Below are 17409 nucleotides of genomic sequence, written 5' to 3' on the forward strand. Positions count from 1 at the left end.
GATCCCTGGACCGCACCCGGTCCGTACGTCCTGGATTTGCGCACCGAACGGTGAAAAGCGAACCACTTCGCCGACCGTGCACCGACTACGTGACGGACCGCATGACAGGCCAAAGCAGGACCGCTTTCAACGGTTCGCTTTTCAAATGGACGAAGCGGCGGCACCCCCGCACAGGGTGCCGCCGCTTCCGGGTAATCCGGCCCGCCGGAGGACCGATGAGGGTCTCTGTTGTCCGCCGGCGGTATCCGGAGTCGTGTCAGGCGCTTCCGCCGGGGCTCAGCGGCTGTCGCTGCCCCGCGATTCGGCGGCGGCGCGGCCCGCTTCCAGCCGGGCGACCGGAATGCGGAACGGGGAGCAGGAGACGTAGTCCAGGCCCACCTCGTGGAAGAAGTGCACCGACTCCGGGTCCCCGCCGTGCTCACCGCAGATGCCGAGCTTGAGGTCGGGCCGGGTGGCCCGGCCGGCCTCCACGGCGCTGCGTACGAGGGCGCCGACGCCGTCCTTGTCGATCGTCTCGAACGGCGACACCCCGAAGATGCCCTTCTCCAGGTACGCGGTGAAGAACGAGGCCTCCACGTCGTCGCGGGAGAAGCCCCACACCGTCTGGGTGAGGTCGTTCGTGCCGAAGGAGAAGAACTGCGCGGCCTCCGCGATCTGACCGGCGGTCAGCGCGGCGCGGGGCAGCTCGATCATCGTGCCGATGCTCAGCTTCAGCTGCGTACCGGTGGCCGCCTCGACCTCCGCGATGACCCCGTCGGCCTCCTCGCGGACGATCTCCAGCTCCTGGACCGTGCCGACGAGCGGAATCATGATCTCGGCGCGCGGGTCGCCCTTGGCGTTCTTGCGCTCCGCCGCCGCCTCCGCGATCGCCCGGACCTGCATGGCGAACAGGCCGGGGATGACCAGGCCGAGGCGCACCCCGCGCAGGCCGAGCATCGGGTTCTGCTCGTGCAGCTTGTGCACGGCCTGCAGCAGGCGCAGGTCGTTCTCGTTGGCGTCCTTACGGGACTCGGCGAGCGCGACGCGGACGGAGAGCTCCGTGATGTCGGGCAGGAACTCGTGCAGCGGCGGGTCGAGCAGCCGCACGGTGACGGGCAGCCCGTCCATCGACTCGAACAGCTCGATGAAGTCGGCCTTCTGGAGCGGCAGGAGCGCCGCCAGCGCGGCCTCGCGCTCGTCGTCGGTGTCCGCGAGGATCAGCTTCTCGACCATCTCGCGGCGCTCGCCGAGGAACATGTGCTCGGTGCGGCACAGGCCGATGCCCTGGGCGCCGAAGCGGCGGGCCCGCGAGGCGTCCTCGGCGTTGTCCGCGTTCGCCCGCACGCGCAGCCGGCGCACCCGGTCGGCGTACGCCATGATCCGGTGCACGGCGGCGACGAGCTCGTCGGCGTCGTCGGCGCCGGCGTGCATGCGGCCCTCGAAGTACTCGACGACCGGGGACGGTACGACGGGTACCTCGCCGAGGTACACCTTGCCGGTGGAGCCGTCGACGGAGACGAGGTCGCCCTCCTCCACCACGGTGTCCCCGACGGTGAGCCGGCGGCGCTTGGTGTCGACCTCGATCTCCTCGGCGCCGCAGACACAGGTCTTGCCCATGCCGCGGGCGACGACGGCGGCGTGCGAGGTCTTGCCGCCGCGCGAGGTCAGGATGCCCTCGGCCGCGATCATGCCGTCGAGGTCGTCGGGGTTGGTCTCCCGGCGGATCAGGATGACCTTCTCACCGGACCGCGACCACTTGACGGCGGTGTACGAGTCGAAGACGGCCTTGCCGACGGCCGCGCCCGGCGACGCGGCGATCCCGCGTCCCAGCAGCACGGTGCTGGCCGCGTCGTCGAAGCGGGGGAACATCAGCTGCGCGAGCTGGGCGCCGTTGACCCGCTGGAGCGCCTCGGCCTCGTCGATGAGGCCCTGGTCGACGAGCTGGGTGGCGATGCGGAAGGCTGCACCGGCGGTGCGCTTGCCGACCCGCGTCTGGAGCATCCAGAGCTGACCGCGCTCGATGGTGAACTCGATGTCGCAGAGATCCTTGTAGTGGGTCTCCAGCGTCTCCATGATCTTCATCAGCTGGTCGTACGACGTCTTGTCGATGGACTCCAGCTCGGCGAGCGGCACGGTGTTGCGGATGCCCGCGACGACGTCCTCGCCCTGTGCGTTCTGGAGGTAGTCGCCGTAGACGCCCTGGTGGCCGCTGGCCGGGTCACGGGTGAAGGCGACGCCCGTACCCGAGTCGGGGCCGAGGTTGCCGAAGACCATCGAACAGATGTTGACGGCCGTGCCGAGGTCGCCGGGGATGCGCTCCTGGCGGCGGTAGAGCTTGGCGCGGTCGGTGTTCCACGAGTCGAAGACCGCCTTTATGGCCAGGTCCATCTGCTCACGCGGGTCCTGCGGGAAGTCGCGGCCCGCGTCCCGGGTGACGATCTTCTTGAACTGCTTGACCAACTTCTTCAGGTCGGCCGCGTCGAGGTCCACGTCGACGGTGACGCCCTTGGCCTCCTTCGCGGCCTCCAGCGCCTCCTCGAAGAGGTCGCCGTCGACGCCGAGCACGGTCTTGCCGAACATCTGGATGAGGCGGCGGTACGAGTCCCAGGCGAAGCGCTCGTCACCGGCCTGCGCGGCGAGACCGACGACCGAGGCGTCGGAGAGGCCGATGTTCAGGACGGTGTCCATCATGCCGGGCATCGAGAACTTCGCGCCGGAGCGGACGGAGACCAGCAGCGGGTCGTCGGCCTGGCCGAGGTTCTTGCCCATCCGCTTCTCGAGCGCGTCGAGGTGCGCACTGACCTCGTCGCGAAGCTCGGCCGGCTCGTCACCGCTGTCGAGGTAGACCTTGCAGGCCTCGGTGGTGATGGTGAAGCCCGGAGGGACGGGCAGCCCGAGGTTGGTCATCTCGGCGAGGTTGGCGCCCTTGCCGCCGAGAAGATCTTTCAGATCCTTGTTGCCCTCGGTGAAGTCGTAGACGAACTTCTGGGGATCTTTGTGTTCCGACACGGGTCTCGACTCCTCGAGGACGCGGTGGCTGCCCTGACGGCGAGGAACATACCCAGATCGAAGGTGTCTGGGTACGGCCACTTGCGCGTCATGAGGGCTCAACCACCCGTCCGCCAGCAGATCGAAAGTAACGCGGGGGTACGCCGCACGGAGGAGATGCGTTCACCTCTTGAAGTCATCATGACGAAGAGTTCATGCACTTCGGCGCAATGCTGACACACAGTGATGGATGATTTGATCGATCAAAGTAAACCCGCCTGGCACCCAGTGCCGCCATTTGAGAAGTACAGCATCCAAAAGAGTGCTCATCTGAGCCAAGCACCCCTCAAGGGTGGCGAGAATCACGCCCGTATCCGCGCTCAGATGTCACCATCCGGACGTCTGTGCGTCGACGAGTGACCATCCCAGCGCCACCGCGCGCGGACCGAGAGTGACACCGTGCACGGGAAAGGAGAGCGGGCCCACACGCCTGCCGGGAAAGCGCGGGGGAACGCGCCGTATCCAGCAGAAAAGCCCGCTCATCTGAGCGGGCTCTTTGCTGGGGCACTCGGTGCCCCTCGGTGTGGTGGTGTCCCTCAGCCGCCCGAGGTGTCCAGCTCCGCCTCGGCACCCACGCCCGCACAGTCGTACGGGTCCTTGAGCCAGCCGTCCGGCAGCGCCACCCGGTTGTTGCCGGAGGTGCGCCCACGGGGGCCGTCGGCGCCGTCGGGCCAGGGCTGGTCCAGGTCGAGCTCCTGGAGCTGGCTGCCCAGCTCCTCCAGGGACGAGGTCACCGCGAGCCTGCGGCGCATGTCCGAGCCGACCGCGAAGCCCTTGAGGTACCAGGCCACGTGCTTACGGAAGTCGATCACCCCGCGGCTCTCGTCACCGATCCACTCCCCCAGCAGCGTCGCGTGGCGCAGCATGACGTCCGCGACCTGGCGCAGGGCGGGTGCCTGCCTCTCCCCCGTGCCCTCGAAGGCGCTGACGAGGTCACCGAAGAGCCAGGGGCGGCCCAGGCAGCCACGGCCCACCACGACGCCGTCGCAGCCCGTCTCACGCATCATCCGCAGCGCGTCGTCGGCGCTCCAGATGTCACCGTTGCCGAGGACGGGGATCTCGGGGACGTGCTCCTTGAGGCGCGCGATGGCGTCCCAGTCGGCCGTGCCGCCGTAGTGCTGGGCGGTGGTCCTGCCGTGCAGGGCGACGGCCGTGATGCCCTCCTCGACGGCGATGCGGCCCGCGTCGAGGTAGGTCATGTGGTCGTCGTCGATGCCCTTGCGCATCTTGATGGTGACCGGGAGGTCGCCCGCCTCGGCGACGGCCTCCCGGAGGATCGCGCGGAGGAGCGGCCGCTTGTACGGGAGTGCGGAGCCGCCGCCCTTGCGGGTGACCTTGGGGACGGGGCAGCCGAAGTTCAGGTCGATGTGGTCGGCGAGGTCCTCGTCGACGATCATGCGGACCGCCTTGCCGACGGTCACCGGGTCCACCCCGTACAGCTGGATCGATCGCGGGGTCTCGCTCGCGTCGAAGTGGATGAGCTGCATGGTCTTCTCGTTGCGCTCGACCAGCGCCCGCGTGGTGATCATCTCGCTGACGAACAGCCCCTTGCCGCCCGAGAACTCGCGGCACAGGGTGCGGAAGGGCGCGTTGGTGATGCCGGCCATGGGGGCGAGCACGACCGGCGGCTGCACGGTGTGCGGGCCGATCCGGAGCAGCGGGAGGGAGGGGGCGAGCGTGGTCATGGCCCCATTGTCCCGTACGCGGGCCACTGCCCGGAGGCCGCCCGCTCAGACCTCGGCGAGGGACCCGGTGCGGGACGTCTCACGGGACTCGGAGCGGGACGTCTCACGGGACCCGGTGCGGGACGTCTCATGGGACCCGGTGCGGGACGTCTCACGGGGCTCCCCGAGGGGCTCCTCGCTCCCCGCCGGCGGGGACTCCGCCAGGACCGACTCCATCAGCCGCTCAAGACCCCGCCGGGACTGCTCGTCCGAGGGGACGTACGTCACCAGGCGCGGGCCCGCCGACGGTCCCAGCCACAGATCGGTGTGGTCGAGCCTGAGCATCCCCACCCGGGAGTTACGGAAGATCTTGGTGCGGTTCGAGGGTCCGACGACCTCGTGCCGGGCCCAGATCTCGCCGAACTCGGGCGAGGCCGCCTCCAGCCGCCCCAGCAGCGCCTTCCAGGCGGGCTCGGCCAGGTGCTCCGCCATCGCCGCACGGAACTTCGCGGCCATCACCCGCCGCATCCCGGGCAGATCGACCACGGACTCGCGCCACTCCTCGTTGAGGTAGGCGAGCAGCATGCAATTGCGGTCCTCGGGGGCGACGGCGTCCAGGTCGCACAGCAGCCTGCCGTAGGTGCGGTTGTGGGCGAGGATGTCGTACCGGCTGTTCTGGATGCAGGCCGGGAACGGCTCCAGGCGCGTCAGCATCTCCTGGAAGGCCGGGGTGACCCCGGTGCAGTCGGAGCCCGGCGCGGGGTCGACGGCCCCGGCGAGGGCGAAGAGGTGGGTGCGCTCGCTGCGGTCGAGCAGCAGGGCGCGGGCCAGGGAGTCCAGGACCTGCGGGGAGACCTGGATGTCGCGTGCCTGCTCCAGCCACGTGTACCAGGTGACGCCGACGGCCGAGAGCTGGGCGACCTCCTCGCGGCGCAGCCCGGGGGTCCGCCTGCGGCGGCCGCGGGGCAGCCCCACCTGCTCGGGGGTGATCCGCTCACGACGGCTGCGGAGGAATCCGGCGAGCTCGTGCCGCCGGATGTCGGTCTCGGGTGCCTCGGTCGCCGCGGTCGTCGTCATGTTCCCAGCGTGCCGAATCTCCGGGCGTATTGCCAGGTGCTCCCTGTACCAGGATGAAGAGACTCTGGTACCAGGCTGAGGACGGGTCCATCGTCGATGTCGTGAGTGAATCCTCCGTACTGACGAACCCATCCGCCACCCGCCCCCGCGTGACACGGTACGACCACCCGGCGCCGGTCCTCGGCGGGCTCGGGCTGTTCACCGTGCTGCTCGGCGCGGCACTCCCGCTCATCGACTTCTTCATCGTCAACGTCGCCCTGCCCACCATCGACCACGACCTGGCCGCGGGCCCCGCCCTGCTGGAGCTGGTCGTCGCGGGGTACGGCCTCTCCTACGCCGTGCTGCTGGTCCTCGGCGGGCGCCTCGGTGACATGGCCGGACGGCGCAGGCTCTTCCTCATCGGGATGGCCGCCTTCGGCCTCACCTCGCTCGCCTGCGGCCTGGCCCCGGACGCCTGGACCCTCGTGGGGGCGCGGGTGGCGCAGGGCGCCGCGGCGGCCCTGATGCTGCCGCAGGTGCTCGCCACCATCCAGTCCGCCACCGCCGGACACCGCAGGGCCCGGGCCATGAGCCTGTACGGGGCGACCGCGGGCCTGTCCATGGTCGCCGGCCAGATCCTCGGCGGCGTCCTGGTCTCCGCCGCCCCGCTGTCCTCGGTGTTCGGGGAGAGCGCGGGCTGGCGCTCGGTGTTCCTGGTCAACGTCCCGGTGGCCCTGGTGGGGCTGATCCTGGCCGTGCGCTCGGTGCCGGAGAGCCGTTCGGACCGGCCCGCCCCCGTCGACGTACCGGGCACGCTGCTGCTGGCCGTATCCCTGGTGACGCTGCTGGCCCCGCTGACCGAGGGCCGGGCCGCCGGCTGGCCGCTGTGGACCTGGGTGTCCCTGGCCCTGTTCCCGTTCGCCGCGGTGGCCTTCTACCGGGTGGAGCGCAGGGCCGACGCGCAGGGCAGGACCCCGCTCGTCCCGCCGAGCCTGCTGCGGCTGGTCTCGCTGCGGCGCGGCCTGACGCTGGTGGTGCCGTTCTCGATCGGCTTCGGCGGCTTCATGTTCGTGATCGCGGTGGCCCTCCAGCAGGGCCTGGAGATGGGGCCCGCCGCGGCGGGGCTGTCCCTGGCGCCGATGGCCGCCGCCTTCTTCCTCGCCTCGCTGGCCGGCCCCCGGCTGGTACGGCGCTTCGGCAGCCGCGTCGTGACGGCCGGCGGCCTGATCCAGGGCGTGGGCGTCACGGTGCTGGCGCTGACCGTGTGGCGCGGCTGGCCGGACCTGGGACTGCTGGGCCTGCTGCCGGGCGTCGCGATCGCGGGCCTGGGGCAGGGGCTCCAACTGCCGGTGCTCTTCCGGATCGTCCTGTCCGACGTACCGGCCGAGCGGGCCGGGGTGGGCGGCGGTGTGATGACGACGACCCAGCAGGCCGCCCTGGCGCTCGGGGTCGCCACGCTCGGGACGCTGTTCCTCGCGCTGGTGCCGGGCCAGGGGATGCGGGACGCGCTGATCGTGACGCTGCTGGTGCAGCTGGCGGCCGTCGTCCTGACGACCCTGCTGAGCCTGCGGCTGCCCCGCACGGTGCGGTGAGGGGACGGACACGGGCCCGGATCGCCGAAGCGATCCGGGCCCGCGGTCGTACGCCGTACCGGAGGTGCACCGTACGGAAGGGGTGAGGAGGTCAGCTCCCGGCCGGCGCGTCCTCGGCCGGTGCGGCCCCGTCGGCGGCGGCGGCGCGCTCACGCATCTTGCGCACCAGCTCCTGCTTCTTGTCCTCGGCGGCCTTGCGGTCGTTGTTGCGCGCGGGGCCCGCGCCCTGCTGTTCGGCGCGGGACAGCTTCTTGCGCTGTCCGCCGACGCCGAGGAGGTTGTTGCGGCTCTTGGCCACGGGGTTCTCCCATTCGTGGTGAGGAAGTGAGGATGACGTGTCGTGATCGATCCGATGGGCGACGGGCCGGTCGGGCCCGTCGCGCGCTCACTCGTAGATCTGGAAGAACGAAGACATAGCCATGAAGGTACCCCGGCCCGAGGGGCACCTCATCCGATTTTTTTCCGGCCGGGCCCCGGCTCCGGACTCAGGCGGTCGGGTCCACCGTGGCCTGGTGGGCCTCGGTCAGATGCTCCTCGGCCTTGAGCCAGGGAAGGAACTGCGCGCCCTTGCGCCAGCCGCAGGTCTCGCACGTCAGCTGCCGCTGCATCCCCGACTTCCGTACGTGGACGACGTGTTCACGGCCGTGCTGGTCCCATCTGGTGACCTTGCTCGTGGTCATGGACGGCATGTGGGGCCTCCCTGTGGACGAGTGCGCCCAGTGTGCACGAAGCCCCCGGCTCCGTACGCCGGAACCGGGGGCTTCGTTATGAGGCCGAGTGCGTTCAGCAGCCCAGGAGGCGGGAGCCGAGGTAGCTCTGGATCTGGTCCAGGGAGACGCGCTCCTGCTTCATGGTGTCGCGCTCGCGCACGGTGACCGCGTTGTCGTCGAGGGTGTCGAAGTCGACGGTGACGCAGAACGGCGTGCCGATCTCGTCCTGGCGGCGGTAGCGGCGGCCGATGGCGCCCGCGTCGTCGAACTCGATGTTCCAGTTCTGCCGCAGGTCGGCGGCGAGGCCCTTGGCCTTCGGCGACAGCTGCGGGTTACGGGACAGCGGCAGGACGGCGACCTTGACCGGCGCGAGGCGCGGGTCGAGGCGCATCACGGCACGCTTCTCCATGACGCCCTTGGCGTTGGGGGCCTCGTCCTCGCTGTACGCGTCGAGGAGGAAGGCCAGCATCGCGCGGCCGACACCGGCCGCCGGCTCGATGACGTACGGCGTGTAGCGCTCGCTCTTCTCCTGGTCGAAGTAGGAGAGGTCCGTGCCGGACGCCTTGGAGTGCGCGGTGAGGTCGTAGTCCGTGCGGTTGGCGACGCCCTCCAGCTCGCCCCACTCGCTGCCGCCGAAGCGGAAGCGGTACTCGATGTCGGCGGTGCGCTTGGAGTAGTGGGAGAGCTTCTCCTGCGGGTGCTCGAACCAGCGCATGTTCTCCTCGCGCATGCCGAGGCCCGTGTACCAGTTCCAGCGCTGCTGCATCCAGTACTCCTGCCACTCCTCGTCCTCACCCGGCTTGACGAAGAACTCCATCTCCATCTGCTCGAACTCGCGGGTGCGGAAGATGAAGTTGCCCGGAGTGATCTCGTTCCGGAAGGACTTGCCCATCTGCGCGATGCCGAACGGGGGCTTCTTGCGCGAGGTCTGCTGCACCTGGCCGAAGTTGGTGAAGATGCCCTGGGCGGTCTCGGGGCGCAGGTAGGCGACCGAGCCGGAGTCCTGGGTCGGGCCGAGGTGGGTGGAGAGCAGGCCGGAGAACTGCTTGGGCTCGGTGAAGGTGCCCTTGTTACCGCAGTTGGGGCAGTTGAGGTCGGCGAGGCCGTTGACCGGGGGCTTGCCGTGCTTCTCCTCGTACGCCTCCTCCAGGTGGTCGGCGCGGTAGCGCTTGTGACAGGAGGTGCACTCGGTGAGCGGGTCGGAGAACGTGGCGACGTGGCCGGACGCGACCCAGACCTCGGGGGCCAGGATGACCGACGAGTCGAGACCGACCACGTCCTCGCGCGAGGTGACCATGTAGCGCCACCACTGGCGCTTGAGGTTCTCCTTCAGCTCGACGCCCAGGGGCCCGTAGTCCCAGGCGGCCTTCTGGCCACCGTAGATCTCACTGCAGGGATAGACGAAGCCACGGCGCTTGCTCAGGCTGACGATGGTGTCGATCTTGTCGGCGGCCACGGTGCTCTCTTCATTACGACGGCGGAACTGGACAGGTGGGCGGCGCGAACGCCTCGGTGAGGGATGACGTGCGGGCGAATACCCCAGATTACCGGCGGGCGCACCCCCCATATCAAATCGGTGGGGCGCATCGCGGTCACCGGGTCCGGATCCGGGCATCTCATCAGCCTTGTTGACAATCGTTTCCACTTTTGTTGAAAATGACTGTCATGAACGTACGTCGCCTCATACCCACAGCCGCCGTCGCCGGAGCAGTCGCGCTCGGCCTCACCGCGCTCTCCGCCTGCTCCTCCTCCGACGCGGCCGAGGGCGGGAGCGACGGCAAGCTGGACGTGGTGGCGTCCTTCTACCCGATGCAGTTCCTGGCGGAGGAGATCGGCGGGTCCCACGTCTCCGTCACCACCCTCACCAAGCCGGGCACCGAGCCTCACGACCTGGAGCTCTCCCCCCGGCAGATCGGCGGCCTCGGCGACGCCGACTACATCCTCTTCCTCAAGGGCGTCCAGCCCGCCGTGGACGACGCCGTCGCCCAGGCCGGCGTGAAGAACACCGTGGACGCGGCGAAGCTCACCACGCTGGAGAACCACGGCTCCGAGGTCGAGGGCCACGACCACGCCGAGGGCGAGGAGCACGAGGACGAGGAGCACGGGCACGAGGGCGAGGAGGCCGGCCTCGACCCGCACATCTGGCTGGACCCGGTGAAGTACGCCGAGGTCGCCGAGGGCGTGGGCAAGTCCCTGGAGAAGGCCGACCCCGACCACGCCGCCGACTACCGCAAGAACACCGAGAGCCTGGTCGCCGAGCTGAACACGCTGGACAAGGCCTACGAGACCGGGCTGAAGAACACCGCGACGAAGACCTTCATCACCACGCACTCCGCCTTCGGGTACCTCGCCGAGCGCTACGGCCTCACCCAGGAGGGCATCGCCGGCATCGACCCCGAGGCCGAGCCCAGCCCGGCCCGCATCGACGAGATCCACTCCGTCGCCGAGAAGAACGACGCGACCACCGTGTTCTTCGAGACGCTCGCCAGCGACAAGACCGCGAAGACGCTGGCGAAGGACCTCGGCCTGAAGACCGGCGTCCTGGACCCGCTGGAGGGAATCACGGACAAGTCCGCGGGCGCTGACTACATCGAGGTCATGCAGTCCAACCTCTCCGCGCTCCAGAAGGCCCTCGGCGCGAAGTGACCCCCGCAGCACCCGAACCCGCAGCAGCACCGGAGGCGATCATGCCCGAGCCCAGTACGCCAGAACCCGTGATCAGCATGCGCGGAGCCACGGCGACGCTCGGCGCGCGCCCGGTGCTGCGCGGTGTCGACCTCACCGTCCACCGCGGCGAGGTCGTGGCGCTGCTCGGCGCCAACGGATCCGGCAAGTCCACCGCCGTACGCTCCGTCATCGGCCAGGTGCCGCTCACCGGCGGGACGGTCGAGCTGTTCGGCACCCCGCTGCGCCGCTTCCGCCACTGGGCGCGCGTCGGCTACGTACCGCAGCGCACCACGGCGGCCGGCGGTGTCCCCGCCACGATCCGCGAGGTCGTCGCCTCCGGACGGCTGTCCCGTACGAAGCTCAGGCTGCCGGGGCGGGCGGACCGGGCGGCGGTGGACCGGGCCATCGAGCTCGTCGGCCTCTCCGACCGCGCCAAGGACTCCGTGAACGCCCTCTCCGGCGGTCAGCACCAGCGGGTGCTGATCGCCCGCGCGCTCGCCGCCGAGCCCGAGGTGCTGATCATGGACGAGCCGATGGCCGGCGTCGACCTGGCCAGCCAGGAGATCCTCGCCTCGACGCTGCGCGAGCAGGTCGCCGGCGGGGCGACGGTCCTGCTCGTCCTGCACGAGCTCGGCGCCCTGGAGCCCCTGATCGACCGGGCGATCGTCCTGCGCGACGGCTGCGTCATGCACGACGGGCCGCCCCCCGAGGCCGTCGGCCAGCACGCGCTGCCCGGCCACGACCACGTACACCCCCACGCGGCCTCCGAGCCCGTCCGGACGGGACTGCTGACCTGATCATGCTGGAATTCCTGAACCCCCCCTTCATGCAGCGGGCCCTGCTCGCGGCCGTCCTGGTCGGCATCACCGCGCCCGCCATCGGCATCTACCTGGTCCAGCGCCGCCAGGCCCTCATGGGCGACGGCATCGGGCACGTCGCGATGACCGGTGTCGGCCTCGGCTTCCTGCTCTCCACCAACCCGGTCTGGATGGCGACGCTCGTCGCCGTGGCCGGCTCGGTCGTGATGGAGCTGATCCGCTGGTACGGACGCACCCGCGGCGACATCGCCCTGGCCATGCTGTTCTACGGCGGCATGGCGGGCGGGGTGATGCTGATCAACCTCTCCGACACCGGCTCCAACGCCAACCTGACCTCGTTCCTCTTCGGCTCCCTGTCGACGGTCTCCGAGGAGGACGTCACCGCGATCCTCGTGCTGGCCGCCTTCGTGGTGCTGGTCACCGTCGGGCTGCGGCGGCAGCTGTTCGCGGTCAGCCAGGACGAGGAGTTCGCCCGGGTCACCGGCCTGCCGGTGCGCGCGCTCAACCTGCTGGTCGCGGTGACGGCCGCGGTCACCGTCACCGTGGCGATGCGGGTCGTCGGCTTGCTGCTGGTCAGCGCGCTGATGGTGGTGCCGGTCGCCGCCGCGCAGCAGATCTCGAAGTCCTTCAAGGTGACGTTCGTCCTGGCCGTCGTCATCGGCACGGCCGTCACCCTGGCCGGCACCGTGACCTCGTACTACCAGGACGTCCCGCCCGGCGCGACGATCGTGCTGCTGGCCATCGCCGCGTTCATCGTGCTCACGGCGCTCGCCACGCCGCTGGCCCGCAGGCGGGCCCGGGACCGCGGGAGCGAGGCGGACCGGTGCACCCTGGAGGTACCGGCGGCCCGCCCGGCCCCGGACGACGTCTCGGTGTGACCGTGCGGACGGGCCGGGCTGGCACAATGGCCCGACATACGTACGGGCGACACGAGGAGGCAGCTGTGGCGACGGCGCCGATCAGTGGCACGAACGCGGCTCCGGTACGCGGCCGGTCCACCCGGCAGCGGGCGGCGGTCGCGGCGGCGCTCGACGAGGTCGACGAGTTCCGCAGTGCCCAGGACCTGCACGACGTGCTCAAGCACCGGGGCGACTCGGTCGGACTGACCACGGTCTACCGCACGCTCCAGTCCCTCGCCGACGCGGGCGAGGTCGACGTGCTGCGCACCACGGACGGCGAGGCCGTCTACCGGCGCTGCTCGACCGGTGACCACCATCACCATCTGGTCTGCCGCGTCTGCGGCAAGGCCGTCGAGGTGGAGGGGCCCGCCGTGGAGCAGTGGGCGGAGACCATCGCCTCGCAGCACGGCTATGTGAACGTGGCCCACACGGTGGAGATCTTCGGGACCTGCTCGGACTGCGCGACCGCCAAGGAGCGCACGGGCACCAAGGACCCCGCCGGCTCCGAGGACTGAGCCCCGGGCGCGGGACGAACGCTTCGGAGGGGGCCCCGGTGACCGGGGCCCCCTCCGCGCGGTGTCAGCCCTTGCTGATCTCCTCGGCGCCGCCGAAGCGCCGGTCGCGCCGGGCGAACTCCAGGCAGGCGTTCCACAGGTCGCGGCGGTCGAAGTCCGGCCACAGGACGTCCTGGAAGACCATCTCGGCGTACGCGCTCTGCCAGATCAGGTAGTTGGACGTGCGCTGCTCGCCGCTGGGGCGCACGAAGAGGTCCACGTCCGGCATGTCCGGGTAGTAGATGTACTTCGCGAACGTCTTCTCGTTGACCTTGGAGGGGTCGAGCTTCCCCTCGGCGACGTCCTGGGCGATGCGCTGCGCGGCGTCGGCGATCTCGGCCCGGCCGCCGTAGTTGACGCAGAAGTACAGCGTCATCTTGTCATTGTTCTTGGTCTGCTCCTGGGCGACCTGGAGCTCCTGGACGACGGACTTCCACAGCTTGGGCATGCGGCCGACCCAGCGGATACGGATGCCGAGCTCGTCCATCTCGTCGCGGCGGCGGCGGATGACGTCCCGGTTGAAGTTCATGAGGAACTTCACCTCGTCCGGCGAGCGCTTCCAGTTCTCCGTGGAGAACGCGTACAGCGAGAGGTTCTTGACGCCCATCTCGATGCAGCCCTTGAGGACGTCCATGACGACGCCCTCACCGACCTTGTGGCCCTCGGTGCGCGGCAGCCCCCGCTCCTTGGCCCAGCGGCCGTTCCCGTCCATCACGACGGCGACGTGCTTGGGCACCAGCTCGCCGGGGATCTTCGGCGGGGTGGCGCCGGAGGGGTGCGGCTCGGGGGTCTTGTACTCACGCCGGTTACGGCCGCCGAGCATCCCGCGTACTGCCATGGGCTTCTCTCGTCTCCCTGTGTCACTTTTCCACGTACCGCAGCGAGCGCAGACCGCGCTCCAGATGCCAGTGCAGATAGGCGGACACGAGCCCGCTCCCCTCCCTGACATGACGCGCCTCGGACGCGTCCGCCGTCTCCCAGTCACCGGTGAGCAGTGCGCTCAGCAGTTCGACGGCCTCAGCCGAGGGTACGACGCTGCCGGGCACCCGGCAGTCGCCGCATATGACGCCGCCCGCCGCGACGGAGAAGAACCGGTTCGGACCGGGCATTCCGCACTTGGCGCAGTCGACGAAGCTGGGGGCGTAGCCGTTGACCGCCAGGGAGCGCAGCAGGAACGCGTCCAGGATGAGGTTCGGCGCGTGCTCGGCGCGGGCGAGGGTGCGCAGCCCGCCGACGAGCAGCAGGTACTGCTGGACCGCGGGCTCGCCCTCGTGGTCGGTGAACCGCTCGGCGGTCTCCAGCATCGCGGTGCCGGCGGTGTAGCGGGCGTAGTCGGAGACGATGCCGCCGCCGTACGGAGCGATCGTCTCGCTCTGCGTGCACAGCGGGAGGCCGCGGCCGATCAGCTCGCTGCCCCGGGCGAAGAACTGCACGTCCACATGGGAGAAGGGTTCGAGCCGCGCCCCGAACTTGGACTTGGTGCGGCGCACCCCGCGCGCGACGGCGCGCACCCGCCCGTGGCCGCGCGTCAGGATCGTGATGATCCGGTCGGCCTCGCCCAGCTTCTGCGTGCGCAGCACGACGCCGTCGTCCCGGAACAAGCTCATGCACCCCATTGTCGCCCACCGGGGCGCGTGGAGGGCCCGCCAGGGGCTCCGGGAGCCCTACGAAGGCGTACGCGCGGCCTCCAGCAGCTTCGCCGTGTCCGTGGGGCAGAGCTGGAGCGCGCTGCCCACCGTGGTCAGCACCTCGCGCTCCGCCTGGCTGTACGGGCCGTCGGCGAGCGCGATCCTGGCGCCCCGCAGCAGGATCGCCTCGCGGCCGGGCACGGCCAGGTGCGGGGCGAGCGGCTTCAGGACCTCGTGGAGCTCGATGGCGAGGGCGGCGCCGCAGGCGTCGGCCGCCGGGTCGGTGCCGTCGCCGGCCCCGGTGTCGGCGGCGAGCACCTCGACGATGGTGAAGAGCTGCTCCTGGGAGCAGTCGTCGAGCCCCGCGTCGCGGACCGTGGCCGCCGCCGTCTCCAGGACCGTACGGGAGGTGGTGCCGCCCGCGGCGAGGACGGCGAGCGTGACGGTGTGCACGGCCTCCCGCAGCATCGCCGAGAAGCGGGTGGTGGTGGGGTGGTCGAGGGCGTCGGGCGCGTAGTGCGTCCCGCAGGCGGCGCATTCGACGACGGGGCCGGCGCTCCCCCGGGACAGCAGCGGCAGCCCGAGGAGGGTGAGGCGGTGACGCCCGGTGAGGCGCCGGTAGTTGCGGTCGCCTCCGCAGCACGGGCAGAAGAACTCGCCGTCGCCGACGGCTTCCCAGACGGTACGGATGCCGTAGATGCGCAGTTTTATGGCGCGTTGTCCTTTGGCTGTCCGCACGTCGCACACCTCCGTAACGCCACGGCAACATTGCCGCGTAGGACGTGATGTTAGCCACATGCGTGATGTGGCGTCAGCATCCCGGAGGTCAAAACCCCGGGATATGGCCGAACCCCGCCCACCCTTGGCGGGTGAACGGGGCTCTCGGGCCGGGTGGTTCAGCGGCGTATCGGACGGATGTCCGGAATGCCGCGTGAGGGGGTCAGCGGGTCGCGCGGTTGACCGCGGAGACGACCGCCTTGAGCGAGGCGCGCGTGGTGTTGGCGTCGATACCGATGCCCCACAGCACCTTGCCGTCGATCGCGCACTCGATGTAGGAGGCGGCCTGCGCGCTCGCGCCCTCGCTCATCGTGTGCTCGGTGTAGTCCAGCAGACGGGCGTCGATGCCGATGGCCTGCAGCGCCTCGAAGAACGCGGAGATCGGGCCGTTGCCCGTGCCGGTCAGCACGGTGTCCGCGCCGTCGACGGTGGCCTCGACGGTGATCGTGTCCTGGCCGTCGGAACCGGTCGTCGTCTGGCCGGAACGGATCTGTACGCGCCCCCAGGCGTTCTCGGGGCTCGGCAGGTACTCGTCCCGGAAGGTCGACCAGATCTGCGTCGGCGTGACCTCGCCGCCCTCGGCGTCGGTCTTGGCCTGAATGATCCGGGAGAACTCGATCTGCATCCGGCGCGGCAGGTCCAGCTTGTGGTCGTTCTTCAGGACGTACGCGATCCCGCCCTTGCCGGACTGCGAGTTGACCCGGATGACCGCCTCGTAGGAGCGGCCGACGTCCTTCGGGTCGATCGGCAGGTACGGCACCGCCCACTCGATGTCGTCGACGGTCTTGCCCTGGGCCGCCGCGTCCCGCTCCATCGCGTCGAAGCCCTTCTTGATGGCGTCCTGGTGGGAGCCGGAGAAGGCGGTGTAGACCAGGTCGCCCGCGTAGGGGTGGCGCGGGTGGATCTCCATCTGGTTGCAGTACTCGCTGGTGCGGCGGATCTCGTCGATCTGCGAGAAGTCGATCTGCGGGTCGACGCCCTGCGAGAAGAGGTTCATGCCCAGGGTGACCAGGTCGACGTTGCCGGTGCGCTCGCCCTGGCCGAACAGGCAGCCCTCGATGCGGTCGGCGCCCGCCATGATCGCCAGCTCGGCGGCGGCGACGGCGGTGCCCCGGTCGTTGTGCGGGTGGACCGACAGGCAGACGTACTCGCGGCGGCTCAGGTTGCGCGACATCCACTCGAAGCGGTCCGCGTGGGTGGACGGCGTCGAGCGCTCCACGGTGGCGGGCAGGTTGAGGATGATCTCGCGGCCCTCCTCCGGCTGCCAGACGTCGCAGACGGCCTCGCAGACCTCCAGGGCGAAGTCCAGCTCGGTGTCGGTGAAGATCTCCGGGCTGTACTGGTAGCCGAAGATCGTCTCGTCGCCCAGGATCTTGTCGGCGTACTCCATGACCAGGCGGGTGCCGTCCACGGCGATCTGCTTGACCTCCTCCTTCGAGCCGCGGAAGACCACGCGGCGGAAGGTGGGTGCGGTGGCGTTGTACAGGTGGACGGTGGCGCGGCGCGCTCCGACCAGCGACTCGACGGTGCGCTCGATCAGTTCCTCGCGGGCCTGCGTCAGGACGGAGATCGTCACGTCCTCGGGGATCGCGCCCTCTTCGATGATGGAGCGTACGAACGCGAAGTCGGTCTCGCCGGAGGACGGGAAGCCGACCTCGATCTCCTTGTAGCCCATGCGTACGAGCAGGTCGAACATCTCGCGCTTACGGGCCGGCGACATGGGGTCGATCAGGGCCTGGTTGCCGTCGCGCAGATCGGTGGACAGCCAGCGGGGCGCCACCGTGATGCGGTTGTCCGGCCAGGTGCGGTCGGCGATGTCCACGGCCTCGTAGCCGCGGTACTTGTGGACCGGCATTCCGGAAGGCTTCTGCAGCTGACGCGCGTTGGTCACCGGGGTGGGGCCACCGACGGGGGTGTTCACGGCATCGGTGTGCGCGGGGGGATTCACTGCGGTCATGGCGTACGGCTCCTCTGAGGTCCAGCAGGGGCGGCCGACTGTGTCGCTGCAACAGCGAAC

The 17409-nt window shown here is 70.1% G+C and carries 15 protein-coding genes; 5 read left to right on the forward strand and 10 right to left on the reverse strand.

Annotated elements, in window-relative coordinates; genetic code table 11:
* Positions 1–276: 276 nt before the first annotated feature.
* The 3 genes from ppdK to JKV81_RS21835 all read right to left on the reverse strand — a co-directional run bounded on the left by ppdK (position 277) and on the right by JKV81_RS21835 (position 5768).
* Positions 277–2988, reverse strand: coding sequence for a pyruvate, phosphate dikinase (ppdK, locus tag JKV81_RS21825; RefSeq protein ID WP_129262817.1), 2712 nt, complete (start codon positions 2986–2988; stop codon positions 277–279).
* Positions 2989–3563: 575 nt separating this feature from the next.
* Positions 3564–4712 carry a tRNA dihydrouridine synthase DusB gene (gene dusB, locus JKV81_RS21830; protein ID WP_129262819.1) on the reverse strand — a complete coding sequence of 383 codons (1149 nt, stop codon included), beginning with the start codon at positions 4710–4712 and terminating at the stop codon, positions 3564–3566.
* 45 nt (positions 4713–4757) lie between these two features.
* The gene (locus JKV81_RS21835) at positions 4758–5768 is read right to left on the reverse strand and encodes a helix-turn-helix transcriptional regulator (protein WP_236057378.1); all 1011 of its coding nucleotides are present in this window, start codon (positions 5766–5768) and stop codon (positions 4758–4760) included.
* A 149-nt stretch (positions 5769–5917) separates the two neighbouring features.
* On the opposite strand from JKV81_RS21835, the gene JKV81_RS21840 reads away from it, so the two are divergent.
* On the forward strand, positions 5918–7339 hold the full coding sequence (locus tag JKV81_RS21840; RefSeq protein WP_129262821.1) for an MFS transporter: 1422 nt from the start codon (positions 5918–5920) through the stop codon (positions 7337–7339).
* Positions 7340–7430: 91 nt separating this feature from the next.
* Here JKV81_RS21840 and JKV81_RS21845 read toward each other — a convergent pair whose 3' ends face one another.
* The 3 genes from JKV81_RS21845 to JKV81_RS21855 all read right to left on the reverse strand — a co-directional run bounded on the left by JKV81_RS21845 (position 7431) and on the right by JKV81_RS21855 (position 9505).
* Positions 7431–7637: a DUF6243 family protein gene (locus JKV81_RS21845; RefSeq protein WP_124276566.1), complete on the reverse strand. Its 207-nt coding sequence runs from the start codon at positions 7635–7637 to the stop codon at positions 7431–7433.
* A 187-nt stretch (positions 7638–7824) separates the two neighbouring features.
* Positions 7825–8028, reverse strand: coding sequence for a hypothetical protein (locus JKV81_RS21850; protein WP_124276565.1), 204 nt, complete (start codon positions 8026–8028; stop codon positions 7825–7827).
* 94 nt (positions 8029–8122) lie between these two features.
* Positions 8123–9505 carry a glycine--tRNA ligase gene (locus JKV81_RS21855; RefSeq protein WP_099172485.1) on the reverse strand — a complete coding sequence of 461 codons (1383 nt, stop codon included), beginning with the start codon at positions 9503–9505 and terminating at the stop codon, positions 8123–8125.
* A 209-nt stretch (positions 9506–9714) separates the two neighbouring features.
* Between JKV81_RS21855 and JKV81_RS21860 the strand changes: the two genes are divergently transcribed.
* From JKV81_RS21860 to JKV81_RS21875, 4 genes are all read left to right on the forward strand, one after another.
* Positions 9715–10695: a metal ABC transporter substrate-binding protein gene (locus tag JKV81_RS21860; RefSeq protein WP_129262825.1), complete on the forward strand. Its 981-nt coding sequence runs from the start codon at positions 9715–9717 to the stop codon at positions 10693–10695.
* 41 nt (positions 10696–10736) lie between these two features.
* Entirely contained in the window at positions 10737–11513 is a 777-nt protein-coding gene (locus JKV81_RS21865) for a metal ABC transporter ATP-binding protein (protein ID WP_099172487.1), read from the forward strand.
* Positions 11513–12412, forward strand: coding sequence for a metal ABC transporter permease (locus tag JKV81_RS21870; protein WP_187282013.1), 900 nt, complete (start codon positions 11513–11515; stop codon positions 12410–12412). The genes JKV81_RS21865 and JKV81_RS21870 overlap by 1 nt, the downstream gene beginning before the upstream one ends.
* 65 nt (positions 12413–12477) lie before the next feature.
* Entirely contained in the window at positions 12478–12948 is a 471-nt protein-coding gene (locus JKV81_RS21875) for a Fur family transcriptional regulator (RefSeq protein ID WP_129262827.1), read from the forward strand.
* Positions 12949–13012: 64 nt separating this feature from the next.
* Here the strand turns inward: JKV81_RS21875 and JKV81_RS21880 are convergent, their stop codons facing one another.
* From JKV81_RS21880 to leuA, 4 genes are all read right to left on the reverse strand, one after another.
* Positions 13013–13825: an isoprenyl transferase gene (locus tag JKV81_RS21880; RefSeq protein ID WP_129262829.1), complete on the reverse strand. Its 813-nt coding sequence runs from the start codon at positions 13823–13825 to the stop codon at positions 13013–13015.
* A 22-nt stretch (positions 13826–13847) separates the two neighbouring features.
* Positions 13848–14594: a DNA repair protein RecO gene (recO, locus tag JKV81_RS21885; RefSeq protein WP_014156371.1), complete on the reverse strand. Its 747-nt coding sequence runs from the start codon at positions 14592–14594 to the stop codon at positions 13848–13850.
* Between the two features lie 57 nt (positions 14595–14651).
* On the reverse strand, positions 14652–15353 hold the full coding sequence (locus tag JKV81_RS21890) for a TerB family tellurite resistance protein (protein ID WP_129262831.1): 702 nt from the start codon (positions 15351–15353) through the stop codon (positions 14652–14654).
* A 202-nt stretch (positions 15354–15555) separates the two neighbouring features.
* Positions 15556–17349 (reverse strand): 2-isopropylmalate synthase, encoded by a 1794-nt coding sequence (leuA, locus tag JKV81_RS21895; protein ID WP_124276561.1) that lies wholly within the window; start codon positions 17347–17349, stop codon positions 15556–15558.
* Between the last annotated feature and the right edge of the window lie 60 nt (positions 17350–17409).

The sequence above is a fragment of the Streptomyces silvae genome, from assembly GCF_016745505.1.
GTDB classification, from domain to species: domain Bacteria; phylum Actinomycetota; class Actinomycetes; order Streptomycetales; family Streptomycetaceae; genus Streptomyces; species Streptomyces silvae.

Bases quoted from the DNA above. Each gene is read 5' to 3' on its own strand.
- dusB (WP_129262819.1), bottom strand. From the start codon at position 4,712: ATGACCACGCTCGCCCCCTCCCTCCCGCTGCTCCGGATCGGCCCGCAC.
- JKV81_RS21835 (WP_236057378.1), bottom strand. From the start codon at position 5,768: ATGACGACGACCGCGGCGACCGAGGCACCCGAGACCGACATCCGGCGG.
- JKV81_RS21850 (WP_124276565.1), bottom strand. From the start codon at position 8,028: ATGCCGTCCATGACCACGAGCAAGGTCACCAGATGGGACCAGCACGGC.
- JKV81_RS21860 (WP_129262825.1), top strand. From the start codon at position 9,715: ATGAACGTACGTCGCCTCATACCCACAGCCGCCGTCGCCGGAGCAGTC.
- JKV81_RS21865 (WP_099172487.1), top strand. From the start codon at position 10,737: ATGCCCGAGCCCAGTACGCCAGAACCCGTGATCAGCATGCGCGGAGCC.
- JKV81_RS21880 (WP_129262829.1), bottom strand. From the start codon at position 13,825: ATGGCAGTACGCGGGATGCTCGGCGGCCGTAACCGGCGTGAGTACAAG.
- recO (WP_014156371.1), bottom strand. From the start codon at position 14,594: ATGAGCTTGTTCCGGGACGACGGCGTCGTGCTGCGCACGCAGAAGCTG.
- leuA (WP_124276561.1), bottom strand. From the start codon at position 17,349: ATGACCGCAGTGAATCCCCCCGCGCACACCGATGCCGTGAACACCCCC.